Source organism: Pseudomonas sp. H1_G08, assembly GCF_054681355.1.
The window spans coordinates 3,726,215-3,746,236 of the sequence record NZ_CP162822.1; the positions used below are offsets into that span (position 1 = coordinate 3,726,215).

Below are 20,022 nucleotides of genomic sequence, written 5' to 3' on the forward strand. Positions count from 1 at the left end.
GGCCAAGGATTTTTTCCATGTGGCCAGCCTGCGTTACGGCAAACAACTGGGCCACGGCCTGACACCGGCGTTTGAAACTCGCCTGGTCAGCCCGGATGGCAAACCGGTAAAAAGCTTCAGCGACGTAGTGATGCCGGTCGACGGCGGCCTGGAAAACGCCGATGTGATCATCCTCCCGGCGTTCTGGGACGATTTCGACACGCTGTGCAGCCGTTACCCGCAAATCCTGCCGTGGCTGCGCGAACAGCATGCGCGCGGCGCAGTGTTATGCGGCGAAGCCACCGGAGTGTTCTGGCTCGCCGAAGCCGGGCTGCTCAACGGTAAGGAAGCGACCACCTACTGGCGCTTCTTCAATGCCTTCGCCGAGCGTTTCCCCAAGGTCTATCTGAATCAGGACAAGCACCTGACCGACGCCGACAATCTCTATTGCGCCGGCGGCACGACCTCGGCCTGCGATCTGTACATCTATCTGATCGAACGCTTCTGCGGCGCAAACGTGGCACAAGCCGTGGCCCGCGACATCCTCTACGAAGTGCAGCGCAGCTATTCGCCGGGACGTATCGGTTTCGGCGGGCAGAAGCTGCATCAGGACGTGATCATCCTGCAGATCCAGCAGTGGCTCGAAGAACATTTCGCCGACAAGTTCCGCTTCGAAGACGTCGCCCGCGAGCACGGCATGAGCATCCGCAACTTCATGCGCCGCTTCCAGACCGCCACCGGCGACAAGCCGCTGCATTACTTGCAACGCCTGCGCATCGAGACGGCCAAGGGCTTGCTTTCGGGCACGCGCAAGAGCATCAAGACCATCAGTTATGAGGTCGGTTACGACGATGCGAGCTTCTTCGCGCGACTGTTCCGCCAGCACACCGAACTGTCGCCTAACCAGTATCGGCAACAGTTTCAGCAGGCTGCGTAACTCAACTGCGCGATCCAATGTGGGAGCGAGCCTGCTCGCGAATACGTACTTACCTGCAACATTGACGTTGCTGACACTGCGCTTTCGCGAGCAGGCTCGCTCCCACAGGGAAAAACTTCAGCGCATAAAAAAGGCCTGCAATCGCAGGCCCTTTTTTGTCGCCGAGACTCCGCTTAAGGCTTGTGCGCCCGCGACAGAAACTCGTGGGATTGCATCTCCAGCAGTCGGCTCAGCGTGCGCTGAAACTCGAAGGTCAGGCGTCCGCCGGTGTACAGATCCTTCAACTCGACTTCAGCAGAAATGATCAGTTTGACGTTGCGATCGTAGAACTCGTCGACCATGTTGATGAAGCGCCGGGCGATGTCGTCGGTGGTGACGCTCATCTGCTCGACGCCGCTAAGCAGCACGGCGTGGAAGATCTTGCCCAGTTCGATGTAGTCGTTCTGGCTGCGCGGGCCGTCGCACAGTTCGCGGAAGTCGAACCAGGCCACGTCGTCGCAGGTGCGCAGAGCGCGGATTTCGCGGTTCTCGATGATCAGCACATCGTTTTCCACCGCTGCCGTGCACTCCGGCGTCAGTGCCTTGAAGCTCTTGCGCAGGCTTTCGTGGGCGGCTTCGTCGAGCGGATAGTGGAACAGCTCGGCTTGCTCGAGGTGACGCAGACGATAGTCAACACCGCTGTCGACGTTGACGATCTCGGTGTTCTGCTTGATCAGCGCAATGGCGGGGAGGAAGCGCGCGCGCTGCAGGCCATCCTTGTACAGGCCGTCCGGCACGATGTTCGACGTCGCGACCAGGGTCACGCCGTTCTTGAACAATTCTTCCATCAGCGTGCCGAGGATCATCGCGTCGGTGATGTCGGAGACGAAGAATTCATCGAAGCAGATCACCCGCGACTCGGCCGCGAAGCGCTTGGCGATGATGGTCAGCGGGTTTTTCTCGCCGCCCAGGGTCTTCATTTCTTCGTGCACACGCTTCATGAAGCGGTGGAAGTGCGTGCGGGTCTTTTCCTTGAACGGCAACGCTTCGAAGAAGGTGTCGACCAGGTAAGTCTTGCCGCGACCGACGCCGCCCCAGAAATACAGGCCCTTGACCGGCGCCTGATCCTTTTTGCCAAACAGCTTGCCGAACAGACCCGGCTTGTTCTGGTCAGCGGCGATCAAGTCGTCGTACAGACGCTGCAAGTGACGCACGGCAGTTTCCTGCGCGGCGTCATGGAAGAAGTCCGGGCGTTTCAGATCAGCTTGATATCGTTCTAGGGGCGTCATAATTCGTTAGCAAGGCAACAAAAACGGGCCGTCACTGTAGCGACGGCCTGTGGGAATGGCAATCGGCCCTTGGTCGGGTCGTGCCGCCGATCAGTCTTGAGCTGGAGTCAGTGCGACGCGCAACGCCTCGATGGCGGCGTCCCGCGCACCGATGTTGGCAAACGCCGGGCTGTCGCCCACGCACTCACCGGCCAGCCAGACGCTGAAGCTCAGGTCATCAGTACGCACATCCAGCGACTCGCCGGACTGCAACTGTTTGGTCACCTGGCCGGCAGTCTTGCCGTCGGCGAAGTTGCGCGACAACAGCAACTGCTCGCCATCGGCCGCCAGCAGACGGAAACGGAAGCTGCCGTCGTCCTCGCGGAAGCTGACGAAACGTGCGGCTTTCGCGGCTTTCTTCTTGGTAGTCGCGGCCACCTGAACCTGATTGACGAAAGAACGCAGGCCAACGGCTTCACGCAATTCGTTGAGGAACGGAGTGGCCACCGCCCGGGCCTTCTTCGCACCAATCTGCAGGATGTCTTCCAGGTCCGCCGGACGCTCGATCAACTGGTGATACTTCTCGCGCGCCTCGCCCAGCTCGTTGTCGAGCAACTGGAACAGGCGATTCTTCGCCTCGCCCCAGCCCAAACCACCGAGCAGTTCGCTGCGGAACTCGTCAGCCTGCGCCGGAGTGGCGAAGGCCTGGAACAGAGTGAACAGGTGCGAGTTGTCCGGATCTTTCGCTTCGCCCGGGGCCTTGGAGTCGGTGACGATCCGCGAGATCGCGTCCTTCATTTCTTTCGCGCTGCTGAACAACGGAATGGTGTTGTCGTAGCTCTTCGACATCTTGCGACCGTCGAGGCCTGGCAACGTCGCCACGCTTTCTTCGATCAGCGCTTCGGGCATGTTGAAGAACTCTTTGCCCTGGCCGAACAGATGGTTGAAACGCTGACCGATATCGCGGGCCATTTCCACGTGCTGAATCTGATCGCGACCGACCGGCACCTTGTGCGCGTTGAACATCAGGATGTCCGCCGCCATCAGCACCGGATAGCTGTAGAGGCCCATGGTGATGCCGGCATCCGGGTCTTCACCCGTCTCAACGTTCTTGTCCACCGAGGCCTTGTAGGCGTGCGCGCGGTTGAGCAGGCCCTTGGCAGCGACGCAAGTCAGCAGCCAGGTCAGCTCGGGGATTTCCGGGATGTCGGACTGGCGGTAGAACGTCACGCGGTCGACATCGAGGCCACCGGCCAGCCAGGTCGCGGCGATTTCCAGACGCGAGCGCTGGATGCGCAGCGGGTCATCGCATTTGATCAGGGCGTGGTAGTCGGCCAGGAAATAGAACGAATCGGCCTGGCTGTCGCGGCTGGCGAGGATTGCCGGGCGAATGGCCCCAGCGTAGTTGCCCAAGTGCGGCGTGCCAGTGGTGGTGATGCCGGTGAGAATGCGGGTACGGTTGGTCATGGGTAATCGCTTGTCAGACTGCAATCAATTCGAGAGACGCGGCAGCAGCAGATCCTTGAGATCGGTCAGCTTGCCGTGAAAAAAGTGTCCGCATTCTGCCACTTTCAGCAGCTCATGGGGGCGCTGGAGTTGTTCCGACCACTGGTAGACCAGTTGCGGATCGATGACTTCATCGGTTTCCGGCTGGATCACGGTCAACCCGCCGTGCTGCGGCAGTTGATCCTGCTCGCCCAGACGCATCACCGCCGGGGCAACCATGAACAGGTGCTCAAGCTGCACGCCCTGGGCTTCGAGACGGCCGCCGAGACTTGCTGCAACAAATCCGCCGAAGGAGAAACCGAACAGGGTCAGCGGCAGATCCGGGTGTTTTTCCCGCAGCCATGTGGCGGCGGCCTGGGCGTCGTCGACTTCACCGGTGCCCATGTCATGCGTGCCCTGGCTGGCGCCGACGCCGCGATAGTTGAAACGCAAGGTGATCAGGCCTGCGTCGCGCGCGGTGCGCTGCAGGGTCGAGACGACCTTGTTGAGCATGGTGCCGCCCTGTACCGGGTTCGGATGGCAGATCAGCGCGATGCCGCGCGGCTGCTCGTTATCCAGATACAAAGCCTCAATTTGGCCGACAGGGCCGTCAATCACTACAGGGGTTTCACGCATCAGCAAGGGAGGAACTCCGTGACCTCGAATCGGGTCGACTCGTCTAGCAAATTGTCTGTGCCAATCTATTGCGAGTGAATCGCGGTATACAGCGCAGGTTCGAGCCGTTAACGTAAAGCAAAGCCGTTTATAGAGGAAGGACTCGTGGAACACTCGCTCTTAGTTTGGTTGTTACCGACTCTTGCCCTGGTTGTGGGTGTCGCCATTGGATTCCTGATCGCGCGCGTTGCGCCGAACGCCGCACCGAGCCGCACGCAGCGTCAACTGGATGATATCCAGGAGCGTTTCGACAGTTATCAGAACGAAGTGGTCACCCACTTCAACAGCACCGCGATGCTGGTCAAGAAACTGACCCAGAGCTATCAGGAAGTGCAGGACCACCTCGCCGAGGGCGCCAATCGTCTGGCCCTGGACGAGCAGACCCGCCAGCGCCTGATCGCCGCCCTGCACGCCGACGCAGCGCAGGCACCACGTGAACGCCTGACGCCACCGCGCGATCAGGAACCACCGCGTGACTATGCACCGAAATCGCCAAATTCCCCTGGCATGCTCGATGAACATTATGGTTTGAAGAAGTAAGCAGTCTTCGCTGCGAACAAAAAGCCCCCGGACATTGCTGTTGTCCGGGGGCTTTTTTGTATCGGCTGATTTTGCGGTCACAACGCTGGCCTCTTCGCGGGCAAGCCCGCTCCCACAGGGGTCAGGTGTGGAACACAGACTTTGTGGCCACCGCCAATACCGGTGGGAGCGGGCTTGCCCGCGAAGAGGCCGGCACTGCCCAGACAAAAAAATGCCCGATCACAGGATCGGGCATTTCTTCATTCAGGCAATCGCTTATGGATACTGCTGCACCGTACCCGGCTGTTGCTGCTGACCACCATACTGCTGACCCGGAATGGCTTTCAGGTTGACTTCAACGCGGCGGTTCTGCGCGCGGCCGTTGACGTCGCCGTTGCTGGCAATCGGGTTATCCGGGCCGGCGCCACGGGCCGACAGGTTGGCACCGCTGACACCTTGCGAGGTCAGGTAGGTCGCCACGCTCTGCGCACGACGTTGTGACAGGTCCATGTTGTGCTGGCGGCTGCCGGTGCTGTCGGTGTAACCGACGATTTCGATCTGGTTCTGGTTGAACTCCTTCAGCGAGTTGGCCAGGTTGTTCAACGGCTGGTAGAAACTCGGGGCAATGTTCGCCGAATCGGTGGCGAAGGTGATGTTGCCCGGCATGATCAGCTTGATCTGATCGCCCTGCCGCTGCACTTCAACGCCAGTGTTGGCCATGCTCGCGCGCAGTTTCTTTTCCTGCTGGTCGGCGTAGTAGCCGTAGCCTGCTGCGGAGGCACCGACGACAGCAGCGCCGATCAAGGCGCCCTTGCCACGGTTGTCGTGACCGATGGCGGCACCGGCGAGTGCGCCGGCCAGTGCACCAAGGCCACCGTATTTGGCGGTTTTGCTCATGCCTTGCGAGCCACCGTCGGCCTGACCCTGATTGTCATACGGATTAGGCGAGGCGCAGCCGGACAGCACGGCCACGGCAGTAGCGACAATAATCAAACGACGCGTGGTGAACATGGAGAGCTCCTGGTTTTCTGCATTCTGTGGTGCAGCGGCCACTGATCAATCAATGGACCTCCGCGGGCATTGGATCATGACAATGCCTAAAAATTCCGCCCGCTGCCCGTGACAAAAAATTCAGGCACGCACAAACGGGTTCTCGCGCATCTCATCACCCAGACGCGTGTCCGGGCCGTGCCCGGTGACAACCGTTGCGTCCTCGTCCAGCGTATACAGCCGCTGCTTGATTGAACGCACGATGGTCGCCTGATCGCCACCCCACAAATCCGTGCGCCCTACCCCGCGACGAAACAGCGTGTCGCCGGCTATCAACAGCTTAGCCTCGGAAAACCAAAAGCTCATGGACCCGGGTGTATGTCCCGGCGTGTGCAGTGCCACACCGCAACCGCAGGCTAGTTCTTCGTCATCGCTCAACCAGCGATCCGGCGACGGCACCGGGGTGTAAGGCACGCCAAACATCTGGCATTGCATTTCAAGGTTGTCCCAGAGGAACTGGTCTTCCTTGTGCAGATGCAGGGTCGCACCGGTTTTCTCCTTCATTTGGCCGGAAGCCAGGAAGTGATCGAGATGGGCGTGGGTGTGGATGATGCTGACGACTTTCAGGCCATGCGCATCGAGACGCGCCATGATCAGGTCGGGGTTGCCACCCGGGTCGACGACAATGGCTTTTTTGGTGATCGGGTCGCCGATGATCGTGCAGTTGCACTGCAATGGGCCGACGGGGAAGGTTTCGCGGATAAGTGCAGGGCTGGGCGTGGTCATGGAAAAATCCTGGACAGGGTCAACGCCGTTGGCAACGGCCGATGGCGAATTTTACCGTCGCTAGAGCAATAACCCCAACGCCTTCGCCCGCGCCACCGCCTGCGTACGCCGCTCAACCCCGAGCTTGCTGTTGATATGGCTGGCATGGGTTTTCACGGTGTGCAGGGAAATGAACAACTGCTCGCTGATTTCCTGATTGGAACAGCCTTGAGCGATCAGGCGCAGCACCGCCAGTTCACGGCTGCTGAGCTGTTCAGTAGCGGAGCTTTCCACAGCCGGGCGTGGCGCGGCTGTTGGAAAATGCGTGAGCAATTGCTGGCCGACCGCGTTGCAAGTGAGCGCCTGCAATTGCCCGCGCAACCAGTCGGCATGGTTTTTCAGCAGCGCATCAAAGGGTTGGTAGACGCCGCCGGCCGCTGCTTCCAGGGCCTGACTCAACACCTTGCGCGCCTCGGGCTCGCGTCCACTCGACAGCAACAGCGCCACCTTCTGCGTCAACGCCATCACGCTCAGCAACTGCCGGCCGGTCCGCTGGCCGTTTTCATGCAACACGTTCAGCCGCCCTTCGGCGAGCATCGGTTGCCCCTGAATCACATCGAGCAGCGCCTGTTGCAGTTCCACATGCAGTGGCAGTTGCGGATGGAATTCCGGTGGCGCCGCAGCGTGTTCGCCGGTGTAGGTCTGGCCCAGGCGTGCAAGCCACGCCTCGGCAAGATCAATCCGGCCCTGGGCCAGCCACAGTTCGCATTTGACCAGGGTGATCATCGCCAGATAGTAGATCGGCGGTACGTCCCAGATGTGCATCAGGCGTTCGGCTTCGGCGAGTTCGGCGAAGGCCTTGGCGAACTCGCCGCTGGCGCCGTCGAGGCGGGCAATCACGCAGTGGCCGATCAGCACGCTGATGTCGCGACAAGCCCGCGCCTCGCCAATCCCGGCGAGCAGGCGTACGCGTGCAGCCTGCGGCTGCAAACGCATCGCCAGCAGGAAACCTTCGTACAACGTCAGCCGCGCGCGCACGGCGTACAGGCGTTGCGGCGACAGACCGCGCAGCCGCTCCAGGCCCTGATGCACTTCATCGAGCGCACGCAGAATCTCGCCCCGCGATTGCAGAACCCGCGCCCTGTCGTAATGCGCCAACGCTTCGAATAATGGATTGCCGACCCGTTGCGCCAGCTCGAGGGATTCACGGTTCAGGCCACGGGCGCGCCACAGATCGCCGTCGGCGATCGCCAGATTGGACAAGGTCGACAGGCACATCAGCCGCTGGCCATAACGCTTGGCCGGCAGGCTCTCCAGCGCTTCACTGCAATAACGCAGGGTCAAATCGCGATGGCCGCGCCCGCGAGCGATGATCCCGCTCAGCGCCAGCCATTGCGCCAGCATGGATTTTTGCGCGGTGGCCGAAGGCGCCGGCAGGAAACGGCTCAAATGGCTGGCCAGCTCTTCAGCGGCGTCGAGCTGACAGGCCAGCCCCAGCGCCCAGCTGTAGAGCACGATCAGTCGTGGCGTGCTGATCAGCAGGCTGTCGGGCAAGTCCATTTTCCAGCGCAGCAGCATGCCGACGTTCTGCTCGGCGAGCAGCTGTTCTTCGGACAGGTTCTGTACCAGATTCGCCGCAACATCGAGATGCCCGGCACGCAACGCCTGCTCCACCGCTTCGTCGAGCAGGCCCTGCGCATTGAACCAGCGGCAGGCGCGCAAATGCAGGGTGGCGTTCGGCACCATCGCCTGGGCGATTGGCCGGCTGCGCAACAAGTCGGAGAACAAATGGTGATAGCGGTACCAGTGACCATGCTCGTCCAGCGGCACCAGAAACACTTGGTGGGCGAGGAGAAAGCGCAGGATTTCCGCGCTGTCATGGGCTTCACGGACAGCGTCACACAGCTCGCTGCAAAAGCGTTCCTGCGGAGCGGTTTCGTAGAGGAAGGATTGCACTTCGGCGGGCAGGCAATCGATGACTTCTTCGAGCAGATAGTCGCGAATCAGCCCTTCGCCGCCGTTCAATGCTTGCGGCAGCGCGGCATCGTTGCCCGCCTCGGCCACCGCCAGCAGCCAGAAGCGCAGGCCGGCGACCCAGCCTTCGCTGCGCTGGATCAGGCTTTCCAGTGCTTCGCCGCGCAGTGAGCTGCTGTGGCGGTCGAGCAAGGTCAGGGCTTCGTCGTGGGTCAGGCGCAAGTCCTGTTCGTGCAGCTCGAGCAACTGCCGCGACAGGCGCAGACGCGCCAGATGCCAGTCCGGGCGCTGACGGCTGGTGACCATCACCAGCAAGCCATCGGGCAGATGATTGAGGAAAAATTGCAGGCAACGATCCAGCACCGGCCCTTGGGCGAGGTGGTAGTCGTCGAGCACCAGCAGCAGCGGTGCAGCAGGATCGAGATGCAGCGCCAGCTCATCAAGCAGACCGTCGAGCCATTCTTCAAAAGCGAATGGCTGATGACGCTGACGCATTTTCAGCAGACCAAGAGCGCCAGCGCCCAAGGCCGGAAAGTAGTCCTGCAGACCTTCGAGCAAGCGCTCAAGAAAGCGTCCGGGATCGCTGTCACGTGGACTCAAGCCCAGCCAGAGACTTTGCCAGTGCGCCGGCAGGCTCTGACAGAACTCCACCGCCAGCGAGCTTTTGCCGAACCCGGCCGGGGCGCTGACCAGCAGCAACCGACCTCCGAGCCCGGCCTGCAGACGCTGGCAAAGGCGCGGCCGCAAGACATAGCCATCAGGCAGCGGCGGGCGGAAAAAACGCCCGTCCAGTGCTGCGACGGTGATGCTTGCGGGACCCGGAAGTGGGGACAGATCAGTCATGGCCGGCTCTTGTTCGAAGGCGATTGGCGGCGTTGCAGATGTCCGCAGCCTAGCCTTAAACGAAGAGGTAATGAAGGTCGCTGCTACAAATGGCTACAAAAAGCCTACACAGCGCCGCCAAAATCCGGCATCACCGACCAATCGCGACCACGATGAATCCGTGTAGGAGCTGCGGCGTGAAACCGCACGCAAAAAAACGCCCCGAACCGGTCGGGGCGTTTTCACGAGGATGCGGCCTCGGGTTTACGCAGGTTTAGCGAACACCATCCTGACGCAGAGCGGCCGGGGTGAAGTCGCTGGTGGTAGCGGTGAAGCCGAAGTCATACGCCTGCTTCTCTTCGTTCTTCATGCCCAGTGCCAGATAGCGGCCGGACTGCAGGTCGTAGAGGGTTTCGAGGGCGTACCACGGCACTTGCTTGTCGTAGTAGTTCTCGGCATGTGCCTCGGCTACACGCCACAGTTGGCCACGACCGTCATAGTGGTCGATGACCGCTGCCTGCCAGGTGTCCTCGTCGATGTAGAAGTCACGCTTGGCATAGATATGGCGCTGGCCTTCCTTCAGGGTCGCGACCACGTGCCAGACGCGGCGCAGCTCGTAGCGAGCCAGGTCCTGGTTGATGTGACCGGCCTTGATGATGTCCGAGTACTTCAGTTTCGGATCGTCGAGCTTGTAGCTGTCGGAGGCGATGTACATCTCTTTCTTACCTTCGAGCTTCCAGTCGTAACGATCCGGCGCGCCGTTGTACATGTCGAGGTTGTCCGAGGTACGCAGGCCGTCGGCGGCAGTACCCGGGCCGTCATACGACACTTGCGGTGCACGGCGCACACGACGTTGCCCGGCGTTGTAGACCCACGCCGAACGCGGCTCTTTGACCTGGTCGAGCGTCTCGTGCACCAGCAGTACGCCACCGGCCAGACGCGCCGGCGCGGTCACTTTCTGCTTGAAGTAGAACAGGATGTTGCCCGGGTTCGCCGGATCGTAGTCCTTCATCTTGTCGCGGAACACGAACTGATCCTGGAAGTACACCAGGCTGTACGAGCCGTTCGGTTGCGGCGTGGCCTGGGTCACCAGACGGGTCACGCTGCCGCCGCGATAGCGGGTGATGTGGTTCCAGATCACTTCCACGCCGGTTTTCGGGATCGGGAACGGCACGGCGGTATCGAAGTTTTCCAGACCGTTGCCGCCGGACACCAGGTTGGTGCTGGTGGCGTTCTTCTTGATCGCGGCGAACACGTCATCCGGCACGGTGGCGCCGCGATGGGACGGATAGACCGGCATCTTGAAGGTTTCCGGGTAGCGCTTGAACATTGCGTACTGGCCCGGGGCAAGCTTGTCCTTGTACTTGTCGACATCCTTGGCGGTGATGGTGAACAGCGGTTGCTCACTGGCGTAAGGGTTGGACAGGAAGCCTTTGCTGTCGACGCTGCCGGCATTTTTCGGCAGCGGTTTCCAGGCCGGGATCGAACCGTCGGCATTACCGGCCATTTCCGCGCCCATCGGCGTCAGGCTCTTGCCCAGTTTATCCGCTTCGGCAGCAGGCACCGCCGCCATGACACTGGTCGCCAGCAGCGACAGGCCCAGAACACCGGCGTGGAACAGACTCTTTGTTATTTTCATAAATTCGTTCGTCCTGAAATGCAGTGCTTAGAAGTTCACGCCGAAGCTGAGCGCCACGAAGTCGCGGTCATCCACGGTGGTGTACTTGCCGTCGAAGAAATTGGTGTAAGCCAGGCTCGCGGTGTAGGTGTTCTGGTATTCGGCGTCGACGCCCAGGCTGACCGCTTTGCGACCTTCCTCGAAGTTGCCGCCAGGGCCTGGCGAGTAACCGCTGACGTCGTGGGACCAGGCCACGTTCGGCTTCAGGTTCACGCCGGCGAAGACGTCGTTGTATTCCCAGATCGCCCGACCACGGTAGCCCCAGGACATCGACGTAGTGAAACCGTCGTTTTCGCAATTGCGGCTGCGGTTGTTCTGCGGCGAACCGGGACCTGCGCCGTTGATGGTGCTGTTGTTGAGGATGTTGGCGCAGGTATCGACTGTGCCAGTAGCCGGCAACTCACCCGGACCGTAGACCGGATCACGGCCGTAACGCTTGTCGGAACGGCTTTCCAGGCCACCTACGTAGGTGGCGCCGACTTCACCGACGAGGGTCAGACGGCTGGCGCCCATGACCTGATCGAAGAAGTGCGTGAAGGTCGTCTGGATCTGGGTGATTTCCTTGCGCTCATAGCCGTGCAGGTCCTGACCCGGCACGCCAGTGAGCAACGAAGCGTTGGTCAGCGCGCCGCCCAGTGGACGCACGCCGGCAAACAGGATGTCGGTGGAGTTCAGTTGCACCGGCGCGTTCGGACGATAGCTGATCTCACCGCTCCACGCCGTACCGGTAGGCAGGGTGGTGGAGAAACTCAGGCCGTAGAGACGAATGTCTTCCGGGTATTCGATGAAGTAATTCGAATTGCCCGCGACCAGCAGCGGTGCGAGTGCGGCGAACGGCCCCGGCAGCGCGGCGGCAGTGTTGTAGACCGACTGCGGTGCGCCGGTTGCACTGAAGATCGGCGCACGGCTGTGGTAGTTCATGAAGTAGGCGCCGAACTCGGTGTCGAGTGGCTCGAACATGTATTTGAGGGACGCGCCCCACTGCCCGCTGTCGCGCGCGTCACGGTCCGGCCCACGGCGCACCAGCACGCCTTCTTGGTCGACGTTCACACCGTTGGCGGCCAACGGCCCCAAAGCGATCGCCGGAATCTGCGAACGCTTGTTCAGTACGCGCAGATTGCTGTCGCAACCGTCAGCAACGATGTCCGGCTGGGAGAAGAAGGTGCCGCAGTTGTCGACGACGGTCTGGTCCCATTCCAGTTGGTAGAACGCTTCGGCCGAGAGGTTATCGGTGAGGCTCTGCGACACGTAGAACATGTTGACCGGAATCAGGCCTTCCTTGATCTCGGCGCCCGGACGACGGAACGCGGAGACGTCGATCGGGTTGATCGAGTTGATGCCGCCGCCGATGAAGGTACTTTCACCCCAGCTCACTACCTGCTTGCCCAGACGCACGGAGCCCGGCTGATCGGCAATCGCGTAGTTGTGGTAGACGAAGGCGTCGAGGATCTGCCCGCCGGAGGACTTGGCGCCCTCTTTGCGGTTGCTGTCGCTGATGTCCTTGAATTCGCGGCTCTCGTCCTTCAGTTCGAAGTCGTACCAGTATTTGCCACGGACGAACACGCCGGTGTCGCCGTATTTCAATTCAAGGTCATGGATGCCCTTGAAGATCTTCGAAAAGGTTTCGCCGCTCTTGAAGTTGGCGTGCCCGTCATCGGAAGTCTGCGACAGGCCACGGCCGCCGTTGTTGACGCCGATAAGGTTCTTGTTCGGGCTCTGAGTAGACCAACTGGCACCGATCGACAGGGACGAGTCGAACTGGCCTTCGATTTCACCGACGTTGAAACTGACGCCGAATGCAGGTCCGGCGAGCGAGGAGGCAAGACTGACCGCCAGAGGCAGTTTCGCCCGGCGCCAGAACTGGTTTACTGAGGTCATCGACGCTACTCCATGTGCATTATTGTTATGGCAGTGAGTACTTTTAAAAACGCTGTGGAGGACCGGGCGCCAAGGCTGCCCGAAATCGCTCCAGAGTTGCTCGCCCCGATCAGTGCGTGTGCTCCGTTTCTAAAAAGTCCTTGAGCGGACTATATCCAGCGGGTGGTAGTGCTTGATCCCTCTAAAGTGTGATTTGCAGCCGCCAACCACTCTGGAACAGTCCTTTCGCCAGTCCGACACACGTCGGCAGGGCAAGGATGGCTGATTTTTTCGATTTCACAAGCCAAGCGCTTGCTTGGTGGGTCTGGCGCGCCGGTTTCGGCGCGCCAGCAGGCACTCAAAGTGTGGAAAGGAAGGTGCTGTTGTTGGCTTGCCACTCGGTGATGTCGAGGCGAATGCGCTTCTTGTCGAGCTTGCCGACGCTGGTCTTGGGAATTTCGGTAACAAGGGCGATCTGACTGGGGATCGCCCACTTGCTCAAGTGTCCCAGCTCGACGAACGGCTTGAGGTGTTCCTTCAGTTCCCGTGCACCGATCACCTGCCCTTCGCGGACCACCAGCAAGGCAAACGGGCGCTCGCCCCACTGCGGATCGGCGATGCCCACCACTGCTACTTCGCGTACCGCCGCATGCCGGCTGATGAGGTCTTCGAGGTCAAGGGAGGAGATCCACTCGCCGCCGGTCTTGATCACGTCCTTGATGCGATCACGAATATCAATCACGCCCATGCTGTCGAGCGTGGCGACGTCGCCGGTGTGCAACCAGCCACCGGCCCAGAGCTCGGCGCCCTTCTGCGGTTCATTGAAATAGCCTTCGGTCAGCCACGGCGCGCGCAGCACCAGTTCGCCCTGGGTTTCACCGTCGGCGGGAAGGAAATTGCCGTCGCCGTCGACAATCGCCGCTTCGACCAACGGCCCCGGCACGCCAGCCTTGATCCGGTAAGTGGTGCGCTCGTCTTCGCTGCCGGCCATCAGTTCGTCGTTGAGGTGCGCGCAAGACACCAGCGGCCCGGTTTCCGACATGCCGTATGCGGCTGTCAGCTGAATGCCACGGGCCTTGGCGCTTTCATAGAGGCTGCGATTGAGCGCGCTGCCGCCGATGACGATTTTCCAGCCGCCAAAGTCGGCACCCTGCGCGGCCTTGGCGTTGAGCAGCATCTGCAGGATGGTCGGCACGCAATGGGAAAAGGTGACCTTCTCCTTGCGCCACAACTCCACCAGATACTCCGGATCGTAACGCCCCGGGTAGACCTGCTTGAGCCCGAGCATGGTCGCCACGTACGGCAAACCCCAGGCGTGAACGTGGAACATCGGCGTGATCGGCATGTACACATCGTTGGTGCCGAGCAGCCGTACGCTGTCGATCGAACCCATGATCGTCGCCACGCCGATGGTGTGCAGCACCAGTTGCCGATGGGTGAAATACACGCCTTTCGGATTGCCCGTGGTGCCGGTGGTGTAGAACGTGGTGGCGACCGAGTTTTCGTCGAAGTCCTGGAAATTGTATTGCGCACTCGCAGCGGCCAGCAGTTGCTCATATTCGCCGACGAGGTTCGGCAGCTCTGCGGTTTTCTCCGGCAGATCGCTCAGCAGCAGGGTTTTCTCCACCGTGGTCAGCTGCGGCGCAATCGCCTGATACAGCCCGACGAACTCGCTGTTGACCAGCACGAAGCGGTCCTCGGCATGGTTCATGGTGTAGAGGATCTGCTCGGGCGACAGACGCACGTTGATGGTGTGGATCACCGCGCCGATCATCGGAATGGCGAACATGCATTCCAGATAACGGTGGCTGTCCCAGTCCATCACCGCCACGGTGTCACCGGCCTTGACCCCGGCAGCCGTGAGCACGTTGGCCAGCCGCGCAACCCGCTCGATCAGGGTCGGATAGCTATAGCGCAACTGGTCGCGGTAGATGATTTCGCGGGTTTTCTCGTAACGGGCGCCGGACATCAGCAACCGTTTGATCAGCAATGGATACTGGTAGGCCCCATCGGCCGGCGGAATGACCCGAGTCTGCAACATAAGAATCCCTTTTCTGACTGCACGGTGTTGGCGGAGAGATTCGTACTCTAGTGCGCCTGCATGACAGTCAAATCAGCCAAAGGAATGATTTGCAGAGCCGTACAAATGCTAGCTTTGCGCCAGCACCCCAGGTATCGGGAAATTGGATATGGCCCCTGTAGGAGCTGCCGAAGGCTGCGATCTTTTGATTTGCTTATGAAAAGACAAGATCAAAAGATCGCAGCCTCGTTGCACTCGTCAGCTCCTACAAGAGAACAATGCGGCCCGGTCAGTGCATCTCGGTGAACGCGATTTTCACGCCGAGAGCGATCAGCACCGCGCCCATGGTGCGGTCGAACCAATGGCCCATGCGCGCGAAGCCGGCGCGCACGCGGTGTTGGCTGAACAGCATCGCCACCAGACAGAACCAGATCGCCGTCGCCACCGCCAGGTAAACGCCGTAACCGGCCTGCACGGCCAGCGGCGTGTGCGGATTGATCACCACGGTGAACAGCGAGAGGAAAAACAGCGTGGCTTTCGGGTTCAGACCGTTGGTGACGAAGCCCGAGGTAAACGCGCCCCGCGCGGTGCGTACGCCGGTTTCCCGGTGCAAGTCATCGGTGACGGTTTTCGCCGGTTGCGCGCGCAAGGCCTTGAAGCCGATGTAAAGCAGATACGCGGCGGCGGCCCACTTCAGCGCGTTGAACAGCACGATCGATTGCGACACGATCAGACCGATGCCGAGCAACGAATAGCCGACATGCAGGAAAATCGCCGAGCCCACGCCCAGCGCGGTCCAGGTGCCGGCGCGGCGCCCGTGGGTCACGCTCTCGCGCACGACCACGGCAAAATCCGGGCCGGGGCTGGCCACGGCAAGCAAGTGGATCAGGGCAACGGTCAAGAACTCGGTCCAGTACATGGGGGCTCCTCAGGATTCGAATGTTCACACTGGGCTCATTGCCGAATGCTTTCCCTGTGGGAGCGAGCCTGCTCGCGAAAGCGCTGGGTAAGCCAACAGAGATGTTGACTGGGCCAGAGCTTTCGCGAGCAGGCTCGCTCCCACAAGAGTTCAAGGCATCTCGGTGTCGAGTAACCAATTGTTTCATCTGGTAGGCTCGGCAGAGTACGCCCTCCGCTCACAGCACAAAAGGTACAGTTGATGACGAACACGCGCCGCGCGGTATTCCTTGATCACCCTTCGCTGGATCTCGGCGATCTGGACCTCGGTCCGTTGCGCGAATGCTTCAGCGACTTGCAGCTGTTCGCCCAGACACTGCCGGAACAGGTCAGCGAACGCCTGCAAGGCGCCGGAGTGGCGATCACCAACAAGGTCGTGATCGACGCTGCTGCCATGGCTGCCAACCCGCAACTGAAACTGATCCTGATCAGCGCCACCGGCACCAACAATGTCGACCTCACTGCCGCCCGCACCCACGGCATCACCGTGTGCAATTGCCAGGCTTACGGCACGCCGTCGGTGGCGCAACACACGATCATGCTGTTGCTCAACCTCGCCACGCGCCTGGCCGACTATCAGAAAGCTGTGAGCGCAGGCCGCTGGCAGCAGGCGAAACAGTTCTGCCTGCTCGACTACCCGATCGTCGAACTGCAAGGCAAAACCCTCGGCCTGCTCGGCCATGGCGAGCTCGGTGGCGCCGTGGCGCGATTGGCCGAAGCGTTCGGCATGCGTGTGTTGCTCGGACAGATTCCCGGGCGCCCGGCTCGGCCGGATCGCTTGCCGCTGGAAGAACTGCTGCCGCAGATCGACGCGCTCACCCTGCACTGCCCGCTCAACGAGCACACCCGGCATTTCATCGGTGCCCGCGAACTGGCCTCGATGAAGCCTGGCGCATTTGTGGTCAATACCGCCCGTGGCGGCTTGATCGACGAGCAAGCGCTGGCCGACGCTTTGCGCAGCGGTCACCTCGGCGGTGCGGCGACCGATGTGTTGAGTGTCGAGCCACCGACCCAGGGCAATCCGCTGCTCGCCGCCGATATCCCGCGCCTGATCGTCACCCCGCACAACGCCTGGGGCAGCCGTGAGGCGCGCCAGCGTATCGTCGGGCAACTGAGCGAAAACGCCCAGGCGTTCTTCAGCGGTGAGGCGCTGCGGGTCGTCAGTTGATAAACTGCGGCACTTTTTTTTCAAGGAGCAGTTATGGATCCGCGCAGTGAAGTACTGCTTCGTCAGGCCGAGTTATTCCAGGGTTCGCTGCTGTTGGCCGGTCTGCCCGCCGATGATTTGCTCGGACGCCTGCCCAACGCGTTCGGCTGGTGCTGGCACGCTGGCGATCAAGCCGCACTGGACGCGCGTTTCGAGGGCCGCAGCCAGTTCGGCGTGAACGTGCCCGAGCGTGAGTTCGACAGCGCTGTGGTGTTCCTGCCCAAATCCAAGGACCTGACCGATTACATCCTCAATGCCGTGGCGTCGCGTCTGGCCGGGCGTGAGGTGTTTCTGGTCGGGGAAAAACGCAGCGGCATCGAAGGAGCGTCCAAGCAGCTCAATCCGTTTGGCAAGCCGCGCAAACTCGACAGCGCCCGTCACTGCCAGCTCTGGCAAGTCACCGTGGCCGATGCGCCTGAAGCGAAATCCCTGGAAAGTCTTGCGCAGACCTACGAACTGCCCCTGGCCGAAGGGCCGTTGAAAGTCATCAGTTTGCCGGGCGTGTTCAGCCACGGTCGACTGGATCGCGGCAGCGCCCTGCTGCTGGAGCATCTGGACAAACTGCCGAGCGGCCATCTGCTCGACTTCGGTTGCGGCGCCGGCGTGCTCGGGGCTGCAGTGAAACGTCGCTATCCGCACAATCAGGTCACCTTGCTGGATGTCGACGCGTTCGCCGCCGCCAGCAGCCGTCTGACCCTGGCCGCCAACGGCCTGGAAGCCGAAGTGCTGACCGGGGACGGCATCGATGCGGCGCCGATGGGTTTGAGCGCGATTCTGAGCAATCCGCCGTTCCATGTCGGCGTGCACACCGATTATTTCGCTACAGAGAACCTGCTGCGAAAAGCGGCGAAACATCTGAAAAACGGTGGCGAACTGCGCCTTGTGGCGAACAGCTTTCTCAAGTATCAGCCGCTGATCGAGGAGCACCTGGGCGTGTGTGCGATCAAGGCTGAAGGCAATGGTTTCCGGATTTACCGGGCCAAGCGCGGTTGAAAATTTGTTCTTGCCCAATCGGATTTGCCTAGGCAGAATCCGCTCCGTCCTAGGGGAGTAGTCTCCCACGAGCGCCATGCTCGTCCGGCATACGTCAACATACTTGATCCTCAGATCATGGCGTATGCGACCCAAGCGTCCGCACCAGACGGATCGCAGGGTTTGACAAGACCTATGACACGCACACCTTACCCGGGGCGGGAAGGCTGTACGTGTCATAGCCGTGTCGACCCGCCCCTTAGGAAATCCCTGATGCTGGACTCGTTACTCGTTCCCACCGCAATCGTTGCCTTGGCCGAAATCGGCGACAAGACGCAACTGCTCGCGCTGATTCTCGCCGCTCGCTTCCGCAAACCCTGGCCGATCATCGCCGGGATTGTCGCCGCGACCCTGGCCAACCACGCAGCAGCCGGTGCGGTAGGTGCCTGGTTCGGCAGTTTCTTCTCCGACGCCGTTCTGCACTGGATCCTCGCCGCCAGCTTCGCCGCCACGGCACTGTGGACACTGGTCCCGGACAAGATGGATGACGACGAGGCCAGCACGGCGCGCAAGTTCGGGCCGTTCCTGACCACACTGATCGCATTCTTCCTGGCGGAAATCGGCGACAAGACCCAGATCGCCACGGTGATGCTCGCCGCGCAATATCCGGAACTTTGGCTGGTGATTATCGGCACCACCGTGGGTATGCTGATTGCCAACGTGCCGGTGGTACTGGCGGGTAACTTTGCCGCAGAGAAACTGCCGCTGACCCTGATCCGCCGCCTCGCGGCTTCGGCGTTCATGATTCTGGCGATTGTTGCGGTTTATAAAGCGATGCAGAGCAGTGGCTGGGTTTAACCCCGTCTACTGAACTACCCAAAACCTGTGGTGAGGGGATTTGAAGGATCGTTCCCACGCTCTGCGTGGGAATGCCTCAAGGGACGCTCCGCGTTCCAATGGGACGCAGAGCGTCCCGGGCTGCATTCCCACGCAGAGCGTGGGAACGATCATTGGCTCAGGACTTCGGGGCTTTTTCGTACAACGGCATCACCTTCGGAATCGCTGCCTGCAACGCAGCAATGCGGCTGCTGGATGCCGGGTGAGTGCTCATGAATTCCGGTGGCGCGCCTTCGGAAGCCTTGCTCATCTTGTCCCACAGGGTGATCGCCGCGTTCGGGTTGTAGCCGGCGCGGGCGGCCAGTTCCAGGCCGATCAGGTCAGCCTCGTTTTCGTTGGCGCGGCTGTTGGGCAAGGTCATGCCGTAGTTGGCCACGGTGTCGGCCAGCGCCAGGCTGTCCTGACCCAGACCAAACAAGGCACCGGCGCCTTGCTTGGCCATCTCCATCCCGTATGCCTTGGACATCGCTTCACGACCGTGCTCGCGCAGGGCGTGGGCGATTTCATGGCCCATGACCGCAGCGATTTCATCGTCGGTGAGTTTCAGGCTGTCGATCAGCCCGGTGTAGAAAATGATCTTGCCGCCGGGACCGCAGTTGGCGTTGAGCTCATCGCTCTTGATCAGATTGACTTCCCATTGCCACTGCGCCGCGTCCGGGCGGAAGGTCGGCGCCTGGGCGATCAAGCGGTTGGCGATGGTCTGCACGCGTTTGGCTTCCGGGCTGGTCTTGTCCAGCACACCTTTGCTCGACGCCTCGCCGACGGTCTTCTGATACGACTGCGCGTACATCTGGTCGACCTCTTGCGAGGACAGCATGCTGAACATGTACTGCTTGCGCTCCACGCCGACGGCGCCGCCGCTGGTGGTGTTGACCGACTGACAACCGGCCAGCAACAGCGCTGCGCTCAAAGCACTTACCACTAATGTCTTGTTCATTCAAAAGCTCCCTGAAAACCTGAGGCGTATCCTAGGCGGCTAATTGTATTGGCGCCAGATACAACGGACGCATTGCGCGTACATCCACCTAAGGCCGCAAGACT

16 protein-coding genes and 1 riboswitch are annotated in these 20,022 nt (G+C 61.1%); of the genes, 5 read left to right on the forward strand and 11 right to left on the reverse strand.

The annotated features are described in order from the left end of the window. Positions 1-19 precede the first annotated feature (19 nt). The gene (locus tag AB4N85_RS16845) at positions 20-916 is read left to right on the forward strand and encodes a GlxA family transcriptional regulator (RefSeq protein WP_162999820.1); all 897 of its coding nucleotides are present in this window, start codon (positions 20-22) and stop codon (positions 914-916) included. 173 nt (positions 917-1,089) lie between these two features. Here the strand turns inward: AB4N85_RS16845 and zapE are convergent, their stop codons facing one another. The 3 genes from zapE to AB4N85_RS16860 all read right to left on the reverse strand — a co-directional run bounded on the left by zapE (position 1,090) and on the right by AB4N85_RS16860 (position 4,284). Further along, on the reverse strand, positions 1,090-2,184 hold the full coding sequence (gene zapE / locus AB4N85_RS16850; RefSeq protein WP_150638826.1) for a cell division protein ZapE: 1,095 nt from the start codon (positions 2,182-2,184) through the stop codon (positions 1,090-1,092). A 90-nt stretch (positions 2,185-2,274) separates the two neighbouring features. After that, positions 2,275-3,630 (reverse strand): tryptophan--tRNA ligase, encoded by a 1,356-nt coding sequence (locus AB4N85_RS16855; RefSeq protein ID WP_236168909.1) that lies wholly within the window; start codon positions 3,628-3,630, stop codon positions 2,275-2,277. A gap of 24 nt (positions 3,631-3,654) precedes the next feature. Next, positions 3,655-4,284, reverse strand: a complete 630-nt coding sequence (locus AB4N85_RS16860; RefSeq protein WP_160768466.1) for an alpha/beta hydrolase — start codon at positions 4,282-4,284, stop codon at positions 3,655-3,657. Positions 4,285-4,428: 144 nt separating this feature from the next. On the opposite strand from AB4N85_RS16860, the gene AB4N85_RS16865 reads away from it, so the two are divergent. Further along, a complete protein-coding gene (locus tag AB4N85_RS16865) occupies positions 4,429-4,863 on the forward strand; it encodes a Z-ring associated ZapG family protein (RefSeq protein WP_016773251.1) in 435 nt (144 codons plus the stop codon). A gap of 255 nt (positions 4,864-5,118) precedes the next feature. On the opposite strand, the gene AB4N85_RS16870 is transcribed toward AB4N85_RS16865, so the two are convergent. From AB4N85_RS16870 to AB4N85_RS16900, 7 genes are all read right to left on the reverse strand, one after another. Beyond that, complete coding sequence (locus AB4N85_RS16870; protein ID WP_041479972.1) at positions 5,119-5,853, reverse strand: OmpA family protein; 735 nt, start codon at positions 5,851-5,853, stop codon at positions 5,119-5,121. A 120-nt stretch (positions 5,854-5,973) separates the two neighbouring features. Next, positions 5,974-6,618: an MBL fold metallo-hydrolase gene (locus AB4N85_RS16875; protein ID WP_024014263.1), complete on the reverse strand. Its 645-nt coding sequence runs from the start codon at positions 6,616-6,618 to the stop codon at positions 5,974-5,976. A gap of 60 nt (positions 6,619-6,678) precedes the next feature. Then, positions 6,679-9,414 carry a LuxR C-terminal-related transcriptional regulator gene (locus AB4N85_RS16880; RefSeq protein WP_236168908.1) on the reverse strand — a complete coding sequence of 912 codons (2,736 nt, stop codon included), beginning with the start codon at positions 9,412-9,414 and terminating at the stop codon, positions 6,679-6,681. A gap of 253 nt (positions 9,415-9,667) precedes the next feature. Further along, positions 9,668-11,032 carry a DUF1329 domain-containing protein gene (locus AB4N85_RS16885; RefSeq protein ID WP_024014265.1) on the reverse strand — a complete coding sequence of 455 codons (1,365 nt, stop codon included), beginning with the start codon at positions 11,030-11,032 and terminating at the stop codon, positions 9,668-9,670. Positions 11,033-11,059: 27 nt separating this feature from the next. Further along, on the reverse strand, positions 11,060-12,949 hold the full coding sequence (locus tag AB4N85_RS16890; RefSeq protein WP_056790239.1) for a DUF1302 domain-containing protein: 1,890 nt from the start codon (positions 12,947-12,949) through the stop codon (positions 11,060-11,062). Between the two features lie 337 nt (positions 12,950-13,286). Next, the gene (locus AB4N85_RS16895) at positions 13,287-14,969 is read right to left on the reverse strand and encodes a fatty acid--CoA ligase (RefSeq protein WP_236168907.1); all 1,683 of its coding nucleotides are present in this window, start codon (positions 14,967-14,969) and stop codon (positions 13,287-13,289) included. Between the two features lie 268 nt (positions 14,970-15,237). Further along, positions 15,238-15,867, reverse strand: coding sequence for a LysE family translocator (locus AB4N85_RS16900; RefSeq protein WP_056790244.1), 630 nt, complete (start codon positions 15,865-15,867; stop codon positions 15,238-15,240). A 240-nt stretch (positions 15,868-16,107) separates the two neighbouring features. On the opposite strand from AB4N85_RS16900, the gene AB4N85_RS16905 reads away from it, so the two are divergent. From AB4N85_RS16905 to AB4N85_RS16915, 3 genes are all read left to right on the forward strand, one after another. Then, positions 16,108-17,073: a 2-hydroxyacid dehydrogenase gene (locus AB4N85_RS16905; protein WP_252882671.1), complete on the forward strand. Its 966-nt coding sequence runs from the start codon at positions 16,108-16,110 to the stop codon at positions 17,071-17,073. Positions 17,074-17,106: 33 nt separating this feature from the next. Beyond that, positions 17,107-18,105 (forward strand): class I SAM-dependent methyltransferase, encoded by a 999-nt coding sequence (locus AB4N85_RS16910; protein ID WP_236168905.1) that lies wholly within the window; start codon positions 17,107-17,109, stop codon positions 18,103-18,105. 39 nt (positions 18,106-18,144) lie between these two features. Beyond that, positions 18,145-18,269: riboswitch (yybP-ykoY riboswitch) on the forward strand. 88 nt (positions 18,270-18,357) lie between these two features. Then, complete coding sequence (locus AB4N85_RS16915) at positions 18,358-18,942, forward strand: TMEM165/GDT1 family protein (RefSeq protein ID WP_016773243.1); 585 nt, start codon at positions 18,358-18,360, stop codon at positions 18,940-18,942. A 157-nt stretch (positions 18,943-19,099) separates the two neighbouring features. On the opposite strand, the gene AB4N85_RS16920 is transcribed toward AB4N85_RS16915, so the two are convergent. Then, a complete protein-coding gene (locus AB4N85_RS16920) occupies positions 19,100-19,918 on the reverse strand; it encodes a M48 family metallopeptidase (protein ID WP_016773242.1) in 819 nt (272 codons plus the stop codon). Positions 19,919-20,022 lie beyond the last annotated feature (104 nt).

What these genes read in the sequence shown, in the direction of transcription:
- AB4N85_RS16855 (WP_236168909.1), bottom strand. Translation starts at nt 3,630, where the DNA reads ATGACCAACCGTACCCGCATTCTCACCGGCATCACCACCACTGGCACG.
- AB4N85_RS16875 (WP_024014263.1), bottom strand. Translation starts at nt 6,618, where the DNA reads ATGACCACGCCCAGCCCTGCACTTATCCGCGAAACCTTCCCCGTCGGC.
- AB4N85_RS16920 (WP_016773242.1), bottom strand. Translation starts at nt 19,918, where the DNA reads ATGAACAAGACATTAGTGGTAAGTGCTTTGAGCGCAGCGCTGTTGCTG.
- zapE (WP_150638826.1), bottom strand. Translation starts at nt 2,184, where the DNA reads ATGACGCCCCTAGAACGATATCAAGCTGATCTGAAACGCCCGGACTTC.
- AB4N85_RS16880 (WP_236168908.1), bottom strand. Translation starts at nt 9,414, where the DNA reads ATGACTGATCTGTCCCCACTTCCGGGTCCCGCAAGCATCACCGTCGCA.
- AB4N85_RS16915 (WP_016773243.1), top strand. Translation starts at nt 18,358, where the DNA reads ATGCTGGACTCGTTACTCGTTCCCACCGCAATCGTTGCCTTGGCCGAA.
- AB4N85_RS16860 (WP_160768466.1), bottom strand. Translation starts at nt 4,284, where the DNA reads ATGCGTGAAACCCCTGTAGTGATTGACGGCCCTGTCGGCCAAATTGAG.
- AB4N85_RS16900 (WP_056790244.1), bottom strand. Translation starts at nt 15,867, where the DNA reads ATGTACTGGACCGAGTTCTTGACCGTTGCCCTGATCCACTTGCTTGCC.
- AB4N85_RS16890 (WP_056790239.1), bottom strand. Translation starts at nt 12,949, where the DNA reads ATGACCTCAGTAAACCAGTTCTGGCGCCGGGCGAAACTGCCTCTGGCG.
- AB4N85_RS16885 (WP_024014265.1), bottom strand. Translation starts at nt 11,032, where the DNA reads ATGAAAATAACAAAGAGTCTGTTCCACGCCGGTGTTCTGGGCCTGTCG.
- AB4N85_RS16910 (WP_236168905.1), top strand. Translation starts at nt 17,107, where the DNA reads ATGGATCCGCGCAGTGAAGTACTGCTTCGTCAGGCCGAGTTATTCCAG.
- AB4N85_RS16905 (WP_252882671.1), top strand. Translation starts at nt 16,108, where the DNA reads ATGACGAACACGCGCCGCGCGGTATTCCTTGATCACCCTTCGCTGGAT.
- AB4N85_RS16895 (WP_236168907.1), bottom strand. Translation starts at nt 14,969, where the DNA reads ATGTTGCAGACTCGGGTCATTCCGCCGGCCGATGGGGCCTACCAGTAT.
- AB4N85_RS16870 (WP_041479972.1), bottom strand. Translation starts at nt 5,853, where the DNA reads ATGTTCACCACGCGTCGTTTGATTATTGTCGCTACTGCCGTGGCCGTG.